16 protein-coding genes and 5 pseudogenes are annotated in these 16126 nt (G+C 69.1%); 8 read left to right on the forward strand and 13 right to left on the reverse strand.

Annotated elements, in window-relative coordinates; all coding sequences use genetic code 11:
• Nucleotides 1-215: pseudogene (locus ABT063_RS34015) on the reverse strand (hypothetical protein); the annotation flags it as partial.
• 167 nt (nucleotides 216-382) lie between these two features.
• On the opposite strand from ABT063_RS34015, the gene ABT063_RS34020 reads away from it, so the two are divergent.
• Nucleotides 383-1060, forward strand: a complete 678-nt coding sequence (locus ABT063_RS34020; RefSeq protein ID WP_351063801.1) for a sensor histidine kinase — start codon at nucleotides 383-385, stop codon at nucleotides 1058-1060.
• A 183-nt stretch (nucleotides 1061-1243) separates the two neighbouring features.
• Here ABT063_RS34020 and ABT063_RS34025 read toward each other — a convergent pair whose 3' ends face one another.
• Entirely contained in the window at nucleotides 1244-1648 is a 405-nt protein-coding gene (locus ABT063_RS34025; protein ID WP_351063803.1) for a hypothetical protein, read from the reverse strand.
• A gap of 175 nt (nucleotides 1649-1823) precedes the next feature.
• On the opposite strand from ABT063_RS34025, the gene ABT063_RS34030 reads away from it, so the two are divergent.
• The 3 genes and pseudogenes from ABT063_RS34030 to ABT063_RS34040 all read left to right on the forward strand — a co-directional run bounded on the left by ABT063_RS34030 (nucleotide 1824) and on the right by ABT063_RS34040 (nucleotide 3478).
• The gene (locus ABT063_RS34030) at nucleotides 1824-2117 is read left to right on the forward strand and encodes a hypothetical protein (protein WP_351063805.1); all 294 of its coding nucleotides are present in this window, start codon (nucleotides 1824-1826) and stop codon (nucleotides 2115-2117) included.
• A gap of 21 nt (nucleotides 2118-2138) precedes the next feature.
• A pseudogene (locus ABT063_RS34035) lies at nucleotides 2139-2486 on the forward strand (L-threonylcarbamoyladenylate synthase); the annotation flags it as partial.
• A 341-nt stretch (nucleotides 2487-2827) separates the two neighbouring features.
• Nucleotides 2828-3478 carry a carbonic anhydrase gene (locus ABT063_RS34040; protein WP_351063807.1) on the forward strand — a complete coding sequence of 217 codons (651 nt, stop codon included), beginning with the start codon at nucleotides 2828-2830 and terminating at the stop codon, nucleotides 3476-3478.
• 279 nt (nucleotides 3479-3757) lie between these two features.
• On the opposite strand, the pseudogene ABT063_RS34045 reads toward ABT063_RS34040, so the two are convergent.
• The 3 genes and pseudogenes from ABT063_RS34045 to ABT063_RS34055 form a co-directional block, all read right to left on the reverse strand.
• A pseudogene (locus ABT063_RS34045) lies at nucleotides 3758-4458 on the reverse strand (PP2C family protein-serine/threonine phosphatase); the annotation flags it as partial.
• 128 nt (nucleotides 4459-4586) lie between these two features.
• Nucleotides 4587-4904 (reverse strand): N-acetyltransferase, encoded by a 318-nt coding sequence (locus ABT063_RS34050; protein ID WP_351063808.1) that lies wholly within the window; start codon nucleotides 4902-4904, stop codon nucleotides 4587-4589.
• Nucleotides 4905-5628: 724 nt separating this feature from the next.
• Nucleotides 5629-5811, reverse strand: a pseudogene (locus tag ABT063_RS34055) (hypothetical protein); the annotation flags it as partial.
• 136 nt (nucleotides 5812-5947) lie between these two features.
• On the opposite strand from ABT063_RS34055, the gene ABT063_RS34060 reads away from it, so the two are divergent.
• Nucleotides 5948-6286, forward strand: coding sequence for a hypothetical protein (locus ABT063_RS34060; RefSeq protein ID WP_351063809.1), 339 nt, complete (start codon nucleotides 5948-5950; stop codon nucleotides 6284-6286).
• A gap of 200 nt (nucleotides 6287-6486) precedes the next feature.
• On the opposite strand, the gene mgtE is transcribed toward ABT063_RS34060, so the two are convergent.
• Nucleotides 6487-7854 (reverse strand): magnesium transporter, encoded by a 1368-nt coding sequence (gene mgtE, locus ABT063_RS34065; RefSeq protein ID WP_351063810.1) that lies wholly within the window; start codon nucleotides 7852-7854, stop codon nucleotides 6487-6489.
• A gap of 786 nt (nucleotides 7855-8640) precedes the next feature.
• On the opposite strand from mgtE, the gene ABT063_RS34070 reads away from it, so the two are divergent.
• Nucleotides 8641-9807, forward strand: a complete 1167-nt coding sequence (locus ABT063_RS34070; protein ID WP_351063812.1) for a peptidoglycan recognition protein family protein — start codon at nucleotides 8641-8643, stop codon at nucleotides 9805-9807.
• A gap of 218 nt (nucleotides 9808-10025) precedes the next feature.
• Here ABT063_RS34070 and ABT063_RS34075 read toward each other — a convergent pair whose 3' ends face one another.
• Nucleotides 10026-11054 (reverse strand): LPXTG cell wall anchor domain-containing protein, encoded by a 1029-nt coding sequence (locus ABT063_RS34075; RefSeq protein ID WP_351063814.1) that lies wholly within the window; start codon nucleotides 11052-11054, stop codon nucleotides 10026-10028.
• A 354-nt stretch (nucleotides 11055-11408) separates the two neighbouring features.
• Between ABT063_RS34075 and ABT063_RS34080 the strand changes: the two genes are divergently transcribed.
• A complete protein-coding gene (locus tag ABT063_RS34080) occupies nucleotides 11409-11750 on the forward strand; it encodes a hypothetical protein (RefSeq protein ID WP_351063816.1) in 342 nt (113 codons plus the stop codon).
• 517 nt (nucleotides 11751-12267) lie between these two features.
• The gene (locus tag ABT063_RS34085) at nucleotides 12268-12726 is read left to right on the forward strand and encodes a hypothetical protein (protein ID WP_351063818.1); all 459 of its coding nucleotides are present in this window, start codon (nucleotides 12268-12270) and stop codon (nucleotides 12724-12726) included.
• Nucleotides 12727-12746: 20 nt separating this feature from the next.
• Here ABT063_RS34085 and ABT063_RS34090 read toward each other — a convergent pair whose 3' ends face one another.
• The 6 genes and pseudogenes from ABT063_RS34090 to ABT063_RS34115 form a co-directional block, all read right to left on the reverse strand.
• Nucleotides 12747-13847, reverse strand: coding sequence for a chymotrypsin family serine protease (locus ABT063_RS34090; RefSeq protein WP_351063820.1), 1101 nt, complete (start codon nucleotides 13845-13847; stop codon nucleotides 12747-12749).
• 463 nt (nucleotides 13848-14310) lie between these two features.
• Nucleotides 14311-14517, reverse strand: a pseudogene (locus ABT063_RS34095) (DUF1048 domain-containing protein); the annotation flags it as partial.
• A gap of 237 nt (nucleotides 14518-14754) precedes the next feature.
• Nucleotides 14755-15051, reverse strand: coding sequence for a hypothetical protein (locus tag ABT063_RS34100; RefSeq protein ID WP_351063822.1), 297 nt, complete (start codon nucleotides 15049-15051; stop codon nucleotides 14755-14757).
• Between the two features lie 34 nt (nucleotides 15052-15085).
• On the reverse strand, nucleotides 15086-15253 hold the full coding sequence (locus ABT063_RS34105) for a hypothetical protein (RefSeq protein ID WP_351063824.1): 168 nt from the start codon (nucleotides 15251-15253) through the stop codon (nucleotides 15086-15088).
• A 223-nt stretch (nucleotides 15254-15476) separates the two neighbouring features.
• Nucleotides 15477-15791 (reverse strand): hypothetical protein, encoded by a 315-nt coding sequence (locus ABT063_RS34110; protein WP_351063825.1) that lies wholly within the window; start codon nucleotides 15789-15791, stop codon nucleotides 15477-15479.
• 123 nt (nucleotides 15792-15914) lie between these two features.
• Entirely contained in the window at nucleotides 15915-16106 is a 192-nt protein-coding gene (locus ABT063_RS34115) for a hypothetical protein (RefSeq protein ID WP_351063827.1), read from the reverse strand.
• Nucleotides 16107-16126: the final 20 nt, after the last annotated feature.

Here is a 16126-nt window from a genome sequence, read left to right on the forward strand (position 1 = left end):
CGCACCAGGTGCGCCGTATCGTCGGTGAGGGCGGCCCGGGCGCGGTCGGCAGCAAGCTGGGACTTGCTCACACCGCCCGTCCCGACCGGAGTGCCACCTGAAGGCGCCACGGAGGTGAGCACGCGGCTGCGCAGTTCCTCCGGCACCGTCTCATACATCACGGTGGCCATGATGGGGTTGAGCACACCGCAGGCGAGCCCCTCAACCGCCATCATCACCGCCAGCGGCGCGAAAGAGCCGTCAGGCCGACCTGGACGCGGCGTCCTCGGGGAATGCAGCGCTCGCGCCCTCGCCGGGGCTGGCGGACCTCGAACGGCTGGCGGCGGCGACGGCGGACGCGGGGGTACGCGTCGACGTGCTCCGCAGCGGGGAGCAGCGTCCCTTGCCTACCGACATCGACCTGTCCGCCTACCGGATCGTGCAGGAGGCACTGACCAACGTGGTCCGCCACGCGGATACCGGGCGTTGCCGGGTGGCCATCAGCCACGGGGACGAGGAACTGTCCGTGGAGGTCGTCGACGACGGGCGCGGCGCCACCGCGAACGGCTCGGCCCACGGCTTCGGCCTCGTGGGCATGCGGGAGCGGGTCGGCCGACTGCACGGCCACCTCAGCGCCGGGCCACGTCCCGAGGGCGGCTTCCGGATGGCGGCGCGGCTGCCGCTGCCCAAACTTGCCGTGATGACCGATACGCAGGGGGCGCCGGACTGGTATCGGGGCTTTCGGCGATGGGAACCCAGGAAACCCGGCAAGGACGTCATCTCCATGCGCGCGTTGCTGGCAGAGATGATCGGCGCTGGCGTCGTCGTCGCAGATTCCGACGAGGCCGAGTGGATGGGAGGCGGAGGGCATCCGGCGTGGGACGTCCGGGGCGACGAGACGCTGGTTGACGTCAAGTACGCCTGGCGTCACAAGGACGGCGTGCTCGGGATCCCGCCGCCCCGAAGAAGAAGACAGGGAAGTACGAGTACGAGCCGAGCAAAGTGCACGAGATCGCCCTGGTGGTGCTCGCCGACGTCCTCACCGAGCACGAGTACCTGCCTGATGGGACCGTTGCCTTGACACTGAGAGCTCGACCGAGCGCGGTCTATCGGGTGCCTGTCGTGACGATGAACGCGGTGATGCACCGCGATGGCCTCTCCCGCGGCCGATGTCTGGTCGACATCTCTGACATCGCCGACTTTCTTGTGCGGCAGGCGTGAATCACCGAGTCTGCAGGGTCGTCCTGTGGAGTCAGCTTGTTCCTTAACGTCGTTCGTCACGTTCGGTGATGCTCGGAGCAATGCTCAGATCCTGTGGATCGGCTCGGGAGGGGCGTACCTTCCCGAGCAGGGGCGTTGCGGTGACCTCGGCGACGATTGCCCGGAACCGGTCGACGACGGCCCGCAGAATCGAGCGGTGCGTCGAGGTGACCACGTCGACCGTTTCGTGTGCGAGCCGGTCGACGGCCTGCCCGTTCGGGGTGACGTCGTCGACCAGGGCGCGGGCGTCGTAGGACAGGGCGCCCAACTTGGCGACCGCGGCGCGGTGTCCCTCGTTGTACGCCTCGGCGACGACGTCGAACACTTCCAGCGTCACGGCCTTGCCGAGTTCGTCGACGACGGCCTGTGAGGCGCGGCGTAGCTGCTGGACGGCGGCGAGCTTCCGCACACCCCTCCCTGTGCTGCGGGCCCGAGCGGAACGGGCGACAGCGCCGTTCCGCCTGGGTCCGTGGCACACCCATGACGCCTCTCCCACGACGCCACCGCCGTCCCGGGACCCGTCCCGAGGAGGCGGGGCTAGGGTCTTCCGGTCTACGAAGCGAAGGCAGGCCAAGGAGTGCGGCGTGAATGTCGTGGTGATCGTCGGGCTGGTGGTCGGCCTGGCGCTGGTAGTGGGTTGCGTGTTGGTGGTGCGCAGCCGTCGTGCGGTGAGGTGGTCAGAGGGCGAGGCGTCGCCGCTGGGGGGCAGTGCGACGGACGGCATGCTGACCTGCCCGTCGTGCGCGCACCGGTTCAAGCGGCCCGCCATCATGATCGTTACCAAGGCCCAGGTGAAGAGATACGGCCGCGACCCCGTCCAGTGCCCGCGTTGTGATCTCATCTGGAACGCGGACGGTAGGCCCCACAGGATTCGCTGAGAAGCCAGGGTCCGTGGGCGCGTCGCCCGCCACCAGCCCTCGCTGACCTGGGATCTCGGTGAGACCCACGGCACGGTGGCGGTGCGCATGCCGTCCCACCCGGTGGCCCTCACCCTGCTGGCGGAGACCGGGCCCCTGGCGGTCTCCAGCGCCAACCTGACCGGCAAGCCGTCCCCCCAGGACTGCGATGCCGCCCAGCGCATGCTCGGCGACTCGGTCGGCGTCTACCTGGACGGCGGGCCCACCCCGGCGGCCGTCGCCTCCTCTCTCGTGGACCTCACCGGCCCGGTCCCGGTAGTGAAGCGTGCGGGTGCGATCAGCGCCGAGCGGCTGCGGCAGGTGGTGCCCGACCTGCAGGCTGCCCCGTGACCCCGCTGGCCCGCCACGGCCACGGGCGGCACGGCCAGCATGCGGAGCCACCCGTTCGGCGGACGTCATGACCGCGGCGGCGTCGTTGTGGACTGTGTGGCGGAACATGGTGATCAGCGTGCCGACAGCGGGGCGCCGGCCGCTGCGCCCATGGCCGGCGACGACGGGTCCTATCGGGCCGACCGGGTTCGGTACGCGCTGAGGCTCCAGCTGGAAACGGCCGTGGCTCGTCGTCTGGGCATGCCCGGCGACATGCCAACGCTCAGCCACGTGCCGCACCCGCGCCTGCTTGGGGGGACCCCCATACGGTCTGCAGCCGAATCTCGTCGTAGCCTGCGGCCATGACTGACGCCCCGACTCCGACTCCGTCCGAGGCCCTCGATCTGTTGCTGACCGGCAACCAGCGATTCATCGCCGGCGCGCCACAGCACCCGAACCAGGACGCCGCACGCCGCGCCCAGACCGCACCGGGCCAGCGCCCCTTCGCGGTGCTCTTCGGCTGCTCCGACTCCCGCCTGGCCGCCGAGATCATCTTCGACCGGGGCCTGGGCGACCTGTTCGTAGTCCGCACCGCGGGCCACGTGGCGGGACCGGAGGTACTGGGCAGCATCGAGTACGGCGTGAGCGTGCTGAACTGCCCGCTGGTCGTGGTGCTGGGCCACGACTCGTGCGGCGCGGTCGCCGCCACCCGCGCCGCCCTGACCGACGGCATGGCCACCACCGGCTACGTGCGCGACGTCATCGAACGCGTCACACCCAGCGTCCTGGCCGCCCACGCCGCCGGACTCACCCAGGACGACGACATCATCGCCGAACACATACGGCACACCGCCGACCTCCTCCTGGACCGCTCCCGGATCCTCGCCGACCAGGTCACCGGCGGACAGACCGCGGTGGTGGGCCTGTCCTACCGGCTGGCCGACGGCAGCGCCCGACTCGTCACCACCCGCGGTCTGCCGACGGAAGCGGCTGCCCTGGGCCCGGGCGCCTGAACGGCTCGAAAGCAGACGACAAACGCCGCAATCGGCGTGGATGGGATGACTACGGGGGCGAATGGGAGCGCGGGCTTGAGGCGCGCAAGCCCACTCGCCTCAAGGGAGTCGGCGATGGAAATCGACGATTGCAGCGCGCCATCAGAAACCCCTCCACGCATGCCTGCGGGGTCCACACACCAGCGCAGGAGAAGAGCGGCGTCGCGAAGTCGGCGGTGATCGGCGCGGGACGGTGGTTTCCGCCGGGGAGCCAAACGTGTGCCTCGGTGAGGTGACTCGTCACCGGTAGCGAAGCAGGAGCATGGCGGAGTCGTCCTGCAGAGGTCCGCTGACATGCTGGAGAAGGTCCTGCCGCAGGGTTTCCAGCGCGGCCTCCGGGTCGCGTTCCTTGAGCAGGTGGGCGCGTTCGGCGAGGGGTAGAAACGGCCTTCGGTATCCCGTGCCTAGGTGATCCCGTCCGTGTACAGCAGCAGTTGGTCGCCCGGAAGGAAGTCGGTGCGGAACGGCTCCGGTTCGGCCACGCCGTGGGCGGCGAGGCCGAGCGGCAGCGCGTACGGGGGCGGCTCGGGAAGCAGCACGGCACCGGCGGCGCGGACGAGCAGGGGCGGGGGATGGCCGAAGTTGAGGAAGGTGACCTCGTCGGCCCACACTTCGGCGAGGATCGCGGTCACGAACTTCTCGCCCTCCAGTTGCCGGTTGACGGCCCGCTCCAGCCCGCGTCCCGCCTCGGACAGGTCTGCCTCGTCCGGGGCCGCTTCCCGGAAGGCCCCCAGGACCACGGCCGCGGTCTCCACCGCTTCCAGTCCCTTGCCCTGCACGTCGCCCACGATCACCCGCACGCCGTGGGGCGAGGCGACCACCTCGTACAAATCGCCGCCGATGCGTGCCTCGGCCACAGCGGACATGTACGACACCGCTGCCCGCAGCTGCCCCGCCAGGCGCGGCACCGGCTTGAGCAGCACCCGCTGCGGCGCCTCGGCGGGGCCACCCCCATCTCGCCCTCCCTTAGGGCAAGATCCATCGTCGCAGACGGCCAGGAGCGTGCTCCCGGTCACGTCGCGACTGAAGCATCACCGTGGAGTGAAGGAACGGCTTGCGGCACCGGACGTCAACCGGTCAAGCCGTGCACCAACTGCCTGAACCGCCCCCTGAGATGGGAGCACAACGGGCCATCGGCCGGGAAGTCCGTGGACGTCTCCCGGGCCATTGCCGTGAAGAAGGCCCGGCCCTGCCGGGACTGCAGTGTGGTGCTCCACTGATGGCCGGGGTGGAGAGCAAGCAGCGAGTGCAGGGCCTCCCGGCCCAGTCCCTGCCGCTCGTCGTTGATCCAGACGTCGTGGATCCGCCCTGTACGGCATGCGGTGCACACGCGGAAACGCACCCGCCCGACCACATGCTCCCGGTGGTCGTGCAGCACGATCTCCATCGGCGGGTTCCGCGGGTTACGCTCCCGCGCACGCGCACGGCTCAACCGCACTGCCCACAAGCCCCGCGGGCCCACGCCCCACGACCAGGGCACCGCGGCCTGCCCACCCTCACCCGCCGTGACCGAGCCCCGGCAGGCACGCGCTGCTCTTCCGTACGGATGCATGGCAACATCCTGGCAGCGTCGGTCTTGTCGCATCCATAGACCTGCCTGTGGTGCACATAGGACAAGCCCTCGAACTGCAGGGACGCCAACTACGCGGCGGGGTCGGCCATGATTCTCGGCGACGGCTGAATTGATGACGGCCCGGCCGGGCATCTACCGCTTCAACATCTCAACCAGATGACGGGGGTGGGGGCTGACCTGCGGGTTCATTTCGAAGAAGCGCCGGAAGACAGGAAAGTACGCTCCGCCTGGAGGTGCCGATCGTACAACCGGCGTGGTCCTCGCTGTCGGTTGAGGACCACGCCGACTCGCGCGGAGGTGATCAGTCGTTCGCCGGTCGCGCAGTGACGCCAGCATTCGGTGATGGCGACCAGCGGGTCAGGCGTTGATCCGCGACCACCGTGCGTAGCCCGTAGCGACCGGTCACTGATCGTCCCGGGCAGACCCCGCCGCTCCGTCGTCGCGGCTGTCGGGGTGAACCGTCGCTTGCCTCCCCCCGTTGGAGGCACATCCATGACTGCCTGACGCGTCTACAGCCAGCCCTTGCCGCGGAAGGCCGGAAGAAGGTGTCGTCGTAGCGTTCCAGCTTGGGGCGCTGGTGCGCGTGTAGCGCGTCCTCGACGGCTGGGGGCACCGCCCATGCCCGTTCAGGGCTATGGGCGGAGTGCAGGGCGAAGGCGCGGGCCACGGTCTGGAGTTGGTCCTCGGTGGGGTCGTGCAGGCCGATCCAGATGAAGCTGCCGGGGGTGGTGTGGGTGGCGTGTTGACGAGAGTGCTTCCCTGCTCCTGACCAAGCCGGACACGGCTGGGACGCATCCGCAGTACCGCAGAGCGGGGAGGTATGAAGGAGGTATAAAGCCTGTATAAAGCCGGTCACCTTGTGGATCGCAACCCTGGTCTCCGCAATGCTGGCGGCCCCCGGCGCGGTCTGGGCCATGGGCCGGGGCGCCGCCCGACAGCAGGGCCGGCGCGGGTGGCTGCGGCTGCGCGGCCGGGCGTGCCTGGTGCTGCACCTGGCGGTCCTCGCGTACGTCGTCCCCCGCCTCGCGCACCTGCCCCAGGCGGCCGTCACCGGCGTCGAAGTCGCCGCGCCGGCTCCGCTGGGCCCGGCCACCGCAGTGCTGGCCGCCTCGGCCGTGCGGCAGCGCACGCACCCCTCCCAGCCGGAGGCTGCCGACCCGAACCGCAACGTCGCGCGGCAGCGCAACAGCACCTAACGGATTCCTGAAGAGGCTCGTTTACGCCGTCCCGTGCACGTCCCAGATCGCGAGCAGGCTCGTCATCGCCTCGGGCAAGAACAAGGCGAACGCCTCTCGGACGCCACCGTCTACCTGATCCTCGCCGAGACCGACGCGGCAGCCGGCACAGCCTGACCCGGGACGCACGAAAGCCGTCACGGCAGGCTGACTCCGGTGGTTCAAACGCCCAGGACGGCTTTCGCCGTCAGGAAGTAGAGGATCAGGCCGGTGGCGTCCACGAGAGTGGTGACCATCGGGGCGGAGACGACCGCCGGGTCGATCCGCAAGCGTTTGGCCAGCAGCGGCATGGTGCCGCCAATGGTCGCCGCCCACCCGCAGATGAGCACCAGAGTGATGCCGACCACCAGGGCGATCTTCGCGTCGACGAAGACCGTGCCCACCACCAGCCCAAGCAGCGCCAGCAGCGAGCCGAGGACCAGGCCGACCCGGCACTCGCGCCAGATCACCTTCATCAGGTCCGAGCCGCGGACCTCGCCCACCGCCAGAGCACGTACGCAGGCGGTGGCGGCCTGGGCACCGGCGTTGCCGCCCGCCCCAATAAGCATGGGAATGAACAGGGCGAGGGAGGCGACCTGTTCCAGAGTGGTCTCGAACGCCTGGGTCACACCCACCGTGAGGGTCGCCGCGACCAGCAGCAGGCTCAGCCACAGGGCCCGGTAGCGGGCGAGCTGCCAGACGGAGGCGGCCATGTAGTGGCCGGCCCACGGGGCGGCACCGGCCTGGCGGGCGACATCCTCGGTGTCGGCGGCCTCGATGACCTCCACAGCGTCGTCGATGGTGAACAGCCCGACGAGCCGGTCCTCGCTGTCGACGACGGGCAGGTTCAGGTCGTTGGTCTCCCGCATCAGCCGGGCGGCGCCCTCGGCGGAGTCGGTGGCGTACGCGGAGGCCGGCTCGGTGACGACCAGCTTGGAGATCATCGTGTCCGGCGGGTTGAGCACCAGCTCGCGCAGCTCCACGATGCCGGTCAGCCGCTTCCCGGAGTCCACCACGGGCAGCGTGTACACCGTCTCCGCGTCCGCCCCCTTCTCCCGTACCGTCCGCAGCGCCTGCTGGACGGTCAGATCCTGCGGCAGCGCCACGACCTCGGGGGTCATGTAGCGGCCGACCGAGCCCTCCGGGTAGCCCAGCAGCGCGGAAGTCATCCGCCGCTCGTTCGGGCTCAGCCCGGCCAGCACCCGCTTGGCGACCTTGGCCGGGGCCTCCTTCAGCATCCGGGCCCGGTCGTCGGGGTCCATGCCCTCGATCAGGTCCAGGAAGGAGCGGTCCCGCAGCCCTTCCAGGATCTGCTGCTGGTCGACCGGCTCCAGCTCCTCGAACACCGCCAGCGCCCGGTCCTTGTCCAGCAGCCGGAACGCCACCCCGGCATCGACGGCGTCCATCCGCGCCAGCTCATCGGCGATCACATGCGGCGGGTGGGTCTCCAGCCACTCCAGAGCAGCTTCCAGCCGGTGGTCCCTGACGAGGTCCTGCAGCGATTCGGCAAGTTCTGTGTCCGGCGCGGAGGGCAGGTGCGACTGCGGCATGGCAGATCCTCGAAGGCGGTGGAGATCAGGCAACGGGGTACGAAGGGCACCGCGAGCACCGCTCACTGCTCCGCTCTCACAGCAGCGGAAGGCGGTCCTACGCGGTGGTGCTATGCGGACTGGGAGGCTCGCTGCGCATCACAGCACCACCCCCGCTCTCGGATCCACTGCCGGTACCGCGCCACACACTGAAGGGACGCGACCGCAGGATACCGTGCGCCATCCATCGGGAACGGCAGTCCCCCACACGGCGACCAGGGCCTGTTCAACAGTGGCCCGGCACCTCCTCACCGCTCCTTCGCCTCACTCATCCTGGCAGGCTGTCGACTTCCCGACGACACCATCACCCTGTCCGAACGCGTCGACGGCTTCCGCCAGATGCTCGGCGACCTCCTCACCGTCAATGCCACCTCGTCTTCCAGCCCCAGAACGAGGAGATGAAGGCGCAGGCCGAGGTCGGCCAACCCAAAGTTCAGCCGCCGTCGACACAGGGCGGATCCGCCGTCCGGTCCAACGGTCCTCACTCTCCCGGGGAGATGCGCCGTCATCGCCGACGGCGCATCCATGTCGATTACCCGATGATCTCCGGACGGCTGCCACACTCGCTGCCCGAACTCTCAGAAGCGGCCGGAGAAGGGGAAGACGCTGGTGGGGAGCCGAGTGCACATCGTTGCGACAGCCCTGTCAGGGATACTGGCCGCCCAAGGATTACTGGTGCCGACTGCCCACGGCCACGGCGGTTCAGCAGGCCCAGGTCCCACCGGGACGCGGAGTACGGTGCGGATCATGCCGGATCAGTACGGCGTCGTCTTGGCAAGGACGATCGGCACCAGCCCTTTCAGCATGCTGGGGATCACTTGGGGCGACCCCTCCGCTCGACTCGCCGCCCCTGTGGAGATCCGAACAAAGGCCGTTGCGACGGGGCAGTGGTCCGCCTGGCTGAGGCTGGACGGTGACGACAGCCGGGGAGAAGAAACAGCCCGGCGGGGCGGCACGGACCCCGTCTGGGTGGGACCCTCCGACGGCGCCGAAGTACGCATCGTCGCGGACGCCGCCGCGGTCTCCGCCCTGCCCGAGGGGCTGAGACTGGACCTGATCGATCCCGGTCCGGGCGAACCCGACACCCCAGCAACCACGTGGCTTCCGCCCACCGCCGCCCATGGAGTACCGGTCGGCGGGACCGCAGCACGCCCGCCCATCACCTCGCGTGCCGGGTGGGGCGCGGACGAATCGATCAGTCCGGAGCCACCCGGCTACCTACCGGGCCAGAGGGTCAAAGCGGTAGTGGTACACCACACCGCCGAGAGCAACGACTACACCTGCGCCGACGCCCCGGCCGTCGTACGGGCGATCTACACGTACCACGTCAGACAGTTGGGCTGGAAGGACATCGGCTACAACTTCCTCGTCGACAGGTGCGGCACGGTCTACGAGGGCCGCAAGGGCGGCGTCGACCAGCCGGTCATGGGTGCCCACGCCTACGGTTTCAACACGGAGACCACCGGCATCGCGGTGCTGGGCGACTACACGAGCGTCGCGCCGAGCCAGGCAGCTCTGGCAGCGGTGTCTGAGCTCGCGGGGTGGAAACTCAGCCTGCACGGCGTGAAACCGAACGGCATCACCACCCTCACCGCGGGCGACGCAGGCCGCAACTACTTCGGCAAGACCTGGTCCAAAGGTGCCCAGTTGAGCTTCCCGACCATCCACGGCCACCGCGACGGCTACAACACCCAATGCCCCGGTGACCAGTTGTACGCCCAGCTGCCCACCATCCGTGCGCTGGCCGCCGGCGCTGCAAGGCTGTCAGAAGAGCGTGAGGAGGGGTGGCGATCTCTGCTCCGCCACCAGGCCACTGCCGTCTCCGGCCGCTGGGGCACCGTAACCATCGTCAGCGCCATCGCACTCATGGCCGGAGCCGCACTGACCGGGCGATCGGCGGCTATGTCTGAGTGAGGGGGGATCCTGTAGGCGGTTGTCGCGATCGCGTCGGAGAGGGCGTCGAGCGCTTCGCTCACTTGGGCAGCAAGGCTCGTACGGCCGCCCTTGCCGCGACCGGCGGAGGTGCTGCGAGGAGGCGGTGCGCCCGGGCGGTTTGCTGTACATCGGAGTAGTACGGCGAAGGGGCCACACCCGCGGATGGCAGGTGCGGCCCCTTCGGGCTGAGACGACGGTCAGGCGGCGATGCCGGTGCTGCCGGTCTTGCGGCGGCGGACCAGGAAGACGGCGCCGGTGCCGACGGCGACCGCGGCGCCGCCCGCGAGGGCGATGGTCGGGAGCATCGAGCCGGCGCCGGTGTTGGCGAGGTTGCCCTGCGGGTCGATCTGAGTGTTGCCGACGGGCTTGGTCGGCAGGGGCTTGCTGCCGCCCTGGGGCTTGGAGTCGTCGACATCGCCGGGGGTGGAGCCGGCCTTGAGGATGTCGAACTCGTAGTAGCTGTCGTCGCCGGAGTAGACGCAGTTGCCCTCGTCGTCGGCGTACATGCCGATGCTGATGGCGAAGCCGAGGCCGGCCGGGGCCTTCTTGTCCACAGCCAGGCGCAGGTCGATGGAGAAGGACTCCTTGGCCTTGACGTCGGTGTAGCCGAGGTAGCCGGCGCCCTCGTCGTTCTCGTCCAGGGAGATGTCGGTCCACTTCCCCGTGGCCGGGTCCTTGTACTGCAGGGTGAGGTAGCTGGTGTCGATGAAGAAGTCGTCTTCGTCGATCTGGGCGGCGAAGACTCCGAGGTCGACGCGCTGGTAGCTGTGGCTGCCGGTGTTCTTGACGTCGAGCTTGAAGCCGTGGAAGCCGCTGCCCGCGACGATCTTCGAGGGCAGGCCGGAGAGGCCGGTGTGCAGTTCGTCGTCGAACTTCATGTCCTCGCCGTCCTCGCACTCCACGGGACCCGGCGCGGGCGCCGTCGTCGCGGAGGCGGAGGGAGAGGCCGACACGGTGGCCGAGGCGCTGGGCGACGTGGAGTCGGAAGCGGCCGGGCTGGTCTCCTCCTCGGGCGGGGTCGACTCGTCCTCGGTCGGGGACGACTCGTCGGTGGTCGGCGTGGTGTCGTCCTCCGCGGGCGTGGACTCCTGCTCGGTCGGGGCCGTCTCACTGGCCGTCGGCGACGGGCTGTCGTCCGTGGCGTACGCGACCGGGGCCGCCAGAAGGACGGCCGGGGTGATGGCGGCCGTCGCGGCGGCGAGAGCCAGGGAACGGCGAATCTTCATGCAAACCTCAGAGGCAGGAGTGACCGATGTGTCCGCAGACATGACCGGCAGCGAACACAAAGGGTTGCCCAAAACCTCACAACTCCCTTACATGACGTGTGTCACAGGGTGGGTGGGGGCTGTGGCGCCGTAGCGTGTCCGTCGACGCTCCTCGTGGGCGGGCCGGGGCGTTGTGGTCCGGTGCGGGGGATGGGAGCATTCCACACTCACTGCCGCGAAACGTGGTGCCGAAAGATGAATGCTGTGGGTCCTGTGGATCCCCGGCGCAGGAGGGGCGGGGGGGCTGTGGCGGAATCTTCCTCGCGTGCGGAACTAGTCGCATATCTGGACGAGTTGGCCGTCTATGGTCGCGCGGTGGAGCGGGGCGTCATCCCGCTCTCCTACGCCGTGGATGCGCTGCTGAGGCGGCCGTTTCCCGCGCGGCTGCGGTCTCGCTCGCCGCACTGCACGGTGGCTGAGCAGGTCGCGGGTGATCTGCGGCAGTGGGAAGAGCGCATCGTCGAGTGGGGCTTTTCCGCAGAGCGTATTGACCAGGAGCGCTGGGGACGTCCTGCCGACGCATGGCTCAGGGAACACCTGCAGGGAGCATGCCGGGGCCGTGGCATGCGGGTCGATGACGACACCGACACCGGCGGGCTCCTGCGCGAGTACGTACGGCACCTGTTGGAGGGCGGTGGCCGACCGCCGACACCATGAGCGGCTTGCGAAACGGGGCATTACCGACAGCACGCCGCCTCCCGCCGGCGGCGGGGCTGGTGCGGCGACGAGACAGTGGCGGTCGCGGGTCGCTGCGGCTCGTGCCTTCCGGTCAGTCGCATCCGCCACTTTTCCTGGGGTGGCCAGTCCCGGCGTGCGCTCCAAGGAGGTTTTCGCAGATCCGTGGCTCGACTCGGAAACGTACTGATTGCAACACGTGTGGTGCAAGCCGACTCATCGGCCGGCCGGTCCGTGGATGTCGCGTCTAGGTCGGCGCGGTTTCGGCCAGGCCGCTTGAGGTAGCCGGCAGCTCATCGAGCGGTGAACCAGGTGGTGGGGTACTACGTCGTATCTATATACGCGAGTTTCAGGGAGGCGCGTGAAGAGCTGGTGTGTCGTGCAGTGGCTGGCTGGAGTGGGCGCCATGGGCGTGGTGATGGTCGGGTGCGGTGCTGCCTCCAGTGGCACGTCAGGAAGTGACTCGGGGTCGGCAGGATCGTCGGCGCCGCCCTCCGTGGTGAGCAACGATCCCATCCTCTCAGCAGCAGCGGACGAGGTGGATGCGATCGTCCGTCCCCGTTATGAGGACTGGTACGCGAGTACCGTCCTCGATCACCGTGGCGGCGTGATGACCGTCTACCGGAAGCCGGGAAGCGACCTGGACAAGGCCGTACGCTCCCGGGTGTCCGGAGTGAAGCTGGTGTTCGAGGACGCGGCCATGTCCGAGAAGACCATGCTGGCTCTGACCCAGGAGATCCTGGCCGATACCGAGTACTGGCGGGAACGGGACATCGTCATCACCGGCGGCGGACCGTTGAGCGATGGCTCGGGGGTCGGAATCACGACGCAGGCGGGAAGGGCCACGGAAGCGACGCGGCTGTCGCAGCACTACGACAGCCCCGTCGTGGTGGAGCGCGGGACGGCTGTCGGGGGCCCCGCGGAAGAGTTCACACCATCAGCGCAGAGCCCGCAGTAGGCGGGTTGCGGTTGGACATGTCAGAAGTGGACGCCGAGATTGTTGGCGGCCACAGTGACGTCCGGATACCACCAGCGCCAGGAGCAGTTGCGTCCGTTGCCGTTGGGGACGCCGGGGCAGTCAATGATCTGTGAGCCGTCGTAGGCGCTGATGATGCCGCGGGCCACGCCGGCGCCGGAGCTGGAGATGGTGTAGACGGGGCCGCCGCTGTCCCCGTTGCCGATTCCGGAGGCCCTGTTGGCGGCTTCGACCCGGACCATGTTGGTGACGGTGCCGAAGCCGCCGATGGTGATGGTCTGGTTGACTGCGGCGACCGTGTAGCCGCAGATGCTGCCGGAGTACGCGCCGCCCTGGCAGATCGAGTCGCCGACACGGCTGCTGGAGCCGCTGGTGACGGGGCGGCCGGAGTTCGTGTCGCCGTCCGCGATGGACGGACCCTCGTAGACGGCGTTGCCGATGTTCCCGAGGACGAGTTCGGCGTCGCGGCCGGGGTCCTTCCCGGACAGCACTGTGCCGATGGTGTTGCCGGTGCCCGTGCGCCACGTGGTGCCGCCGCAGTGCGCGGCCGTGAGGATGTAGCGGGCCGCGCCGTTGTTGCCCGCGACGCCGAACCCGGTAGTGCACGCTCCTGTGGCGGTCCCGGAACTGTTGTGCTGCGTGGCATAGGCGCCACCCCAGTAGGGCGGTGTGTCGGCGAGCCGACTGGCCTGGCGGGGGGCCACGCCCTGCGTGATGTCCAGGTCCACATTCTCGGTGAGGGCGGCATCGAGGCTGGCCCGGGAGCGGCTGGTCGGTTCGCCGTCGGTCTCGACGGCGACCTCGACGCCGTTGCCGTCGGGGCGGGGCCCGACGGAGGTGATCGTCGCGCCGTTGACGGAGCCCACGGCGGCTAATCGGTCGGTCTCCTGGAGGAGTTGATCGAGGGTGTACTTCGCCTCTCGTACCTCTACGGTGATTCCGGACCGCCCGATTTGCTTGACGGCCTTGGAGACCTGCTGCGGAAGGGCTCCATGCCAGTAGAGGGTGACAGTGTTGGCGGCGGTGTCTATTCGGTCACCGGCGAAGCCGGAGCCGCCGAGCGCCTCAGTGGCCGCCTGGATCCGGTCGGCCGCCTCGTTCAACCGCTCCTGGACGGCGAATCACGCCTCCTGATCGGCGGGCGTGCCTCCGATGATTTCCGCGTTGGGCGTGGCGTCGAGCAGCCTCTTTGACGCGGGGACGCCCGGATCCGTGGGCTCCGCCGCCGCGGGTACTGCCGAGGCGAGTAACGCCAGTGCCGCGCAGCTGATGGCCCAGCCGCAGAGTCTTAAACGATGTCTTGTCGAGGTGAGTGGTACGTTCGTCCTCCCGTTGGTACGGCGAGATGTAACGTTTCATCAATCGACTTGCCTGCCTCGCGCGCATCAGCATCGTTGGGGGTAACAGAAGCGTCAACAGAGCCGCACGGCCACAGCACTGCCGGTGTGCGCTTCGCGCCACTTTCTCCGCCCGGGTTTGCCTCAGGGCCGGAATCATTCCGCTTCGTCTGCCAACGGCCACTCAATTACCCCCGGACGTATTGATTCCGCCTCTTCCGATACGGTGTCAGAGCCGGGTTACCCCTCTGTGGAGCCCCCTCGGCCGGTGCCCGCAGAACAGGTTCCTGTTCAACTGCTCGCGCCACCGGTCGCGATAGGTTCGAGCCCCTTCTCCGCCGGCCAGCGCCGTGCAAAAGCCTCGGATGTCGTCGCCGAGGACGTCGTGAACCCTCTGCCCGTCCGCCGCTGCCTCTTCGAGCAGCCCCAGGGCGGCGTGGTGAAGGCCGTGTGACTGAGAGTCAGGAAGGGTTGGTAGCACGGTGTGCGTGCCGGCGCCGGCGTAGCCAGTCTCCGATCTCCCCTACCGTGACCATCAGCGCTGCGGAGGCGGCGCAGCGTAGGAGGTCCGTGGGTTGACTGGTGGTGCGGCCCAGCAGCCAGAGTATGAGTGTGAGCGTGGTCCACCAGAGGCTGACTGATCTCATCTCGCGCCGCCGGCACCGTGCCCTCGTCATGACGCGGCGCTTGCTGTGCGGTCCGAGGCGGTGGCCGCGACCGCACATCCGGTTGTGGCGACGATGCCTGCGGTGGCGGTAGCGGCCAAGGTGATCGCCGGTGAGACGCCGGCCAGACGGGGGATCGCGTTGAGAGGCGCGGCGGCGTACAGCGCGAGGATGGCCCAGCCGCGCGGTGGCGCCGGGGCGAGCCGGGGGCGCAGCCGCTTCGGCTCGTGGCCCGTGACCATCGCCAGCCCGGCTGGAAGCAGGGTGACTGAGAAGAGGGCCAGGCCGATCCAGTGCCAGGTCATGAGGGCGGAGGTCTCCTGGAGGTGAGGGGGCGGGTCAGCTGCGACGGGTGGCGGCGATCATGACGAGTCCTGTGATGAGCGCGGCGAGGCCGATGGCAAGGACGGGAAGGCCGGGTCCGGGCAGGACGTACATCGCTGCCCCGGCCAGGGTCAGCGGCGCCCCGGCGGCGGCAAGGACCACTCCTGTGCGTCGTTCGGACATGCTGCTCCAGATGCTCGCTGGTGGTCATGGGCGGGGTGTGCGGCGGTGGGCCAGGTGGTCGGGGAGCGCTCCGATCGACAGGGCCCCGGCAGCCGTGGTCGCGATGGGAGTGGAAGCTACTGCTGCGGCTTCGGTGGCCGGACCTGCGGTTGGCCGTGAAAACCACTGCCGGCGGATCCTGCCCGGCTGACGGAGTTCGCTGTCCTGATCACCAGGACCCCACTCAGGGCGCGCTGCTACCTTGCTGTTGACCAGCCGTGCGCTGACTCACCGCGATCACGACAATGCCAGTCACCATGAGCACGCTGCCGGTCAGGGTTCCCCACTGCCGGGCGTCGAGGTCGTTGGTCATCAGCCCGAAGACCGCCTGACAGCAAAGGGCGACGGCAATGACCAACTGCCCCCAGCCGTAGAGCTGCGGACGGCGGACGGGTTTCCGGTTCGTAGGAAGCACCCATCCGCGGGTAATCGCCGCCACACTCGAGGCGGCGATGAGCAACGCCAGCAGAACGACCGGTATGCCGAGGTAAAGCCTCATGTTCCCTCCCTGCGAGCCGGACCCGCGCCGGACACCCGCGTGATCATGACACCCCCTGTGTCGCACGTCCATGAGCTTCCTCCCGGGTGGCGATAACCGGGGCAAGCACCGACGGGTACGCCGTCAGACCGTTTGCACCGACAGCCGAGCGTGCCGTCCTATGCTCCGCTGTTGCTGCCGTTGCACGACCCACCGGACCAGCGGCAGCAGCCCCAGCCACACCACCAGCATGACCGGCACGCTCGTGAAGTCGCCCACGACCAGGGCCGGAAGCGCACACAGCGCCGCTCCGGCCGCTTCCTTGCCGCGCGTCACGAGTGTGGCGGGCAGGCCCC

Origin of the sequence: Streptomyces sp. NPDC002838, assembly GCF_040295365.1 — a bacterium.
Classification (GTDB): domain Bacteria; phylum Actinomycetota; class Actinomycetes; order Streptomycetales; family Streptomycetaceae; genus Streptomyces.

Coding starts and splice junctions, on each gene's coding strand:
- ABT063_RS34110 (WP_351063825.1), bottom strand. CDS start 15,791: ATGAGGCTTTACCTCGGCATACCGGTCGTTCTGCTGGCGTTGCTCATC.
- ABT063_RS34105 (WP_351063824.1), bottom strand. CDS start 15,253: ATGTCCGAACGACGCACAGGAGTGGTCCTTGCCGCCGCCGGGGCGCCG.
- ABT063_RS34075 (WP_351063814.1), bottom strand. CDS start 11,054: ATGAAGATTCGCCGTTCCCTGGCTCTCGCCGCCGCGACGGCCGCCATC.
- ABT063_RS34040 (WP_351063807.1), top strand. CDS start 2,828: ATGACTGACGCCCCGACTCCGACTCCGTCCGAGGCCCTCGATCTGTTG.
- ABT063_RS34050 (WP_351063808.1), bottom strand. CDS start 4,904: ATGGAGATCGTGCTGCACGACCACCGGGAGCATGTGGTCGGGCGGGTG.
- mgtE (WP_351063810.1), bottom strand. CDS start 7,854: ATGCCGCAGTCGCACCTGCCCTCCGCGCCGGACACAGAACTTGCCGAA.
- ABT063_RS34100 (WP_351063822.1), bottom strand. CDS start 15,051: ATGACCTGGCACTGGATCGGCCTGGCCCTCTTCTCAGTCACCCTGCTT.
- ABT063_RS34070 (WP_351063812.1), top strand. CDS start 8,641: ATGCCGGATCAGTACGGCGTCGTCTTGGCAAGGACGATCGGCACCAGC.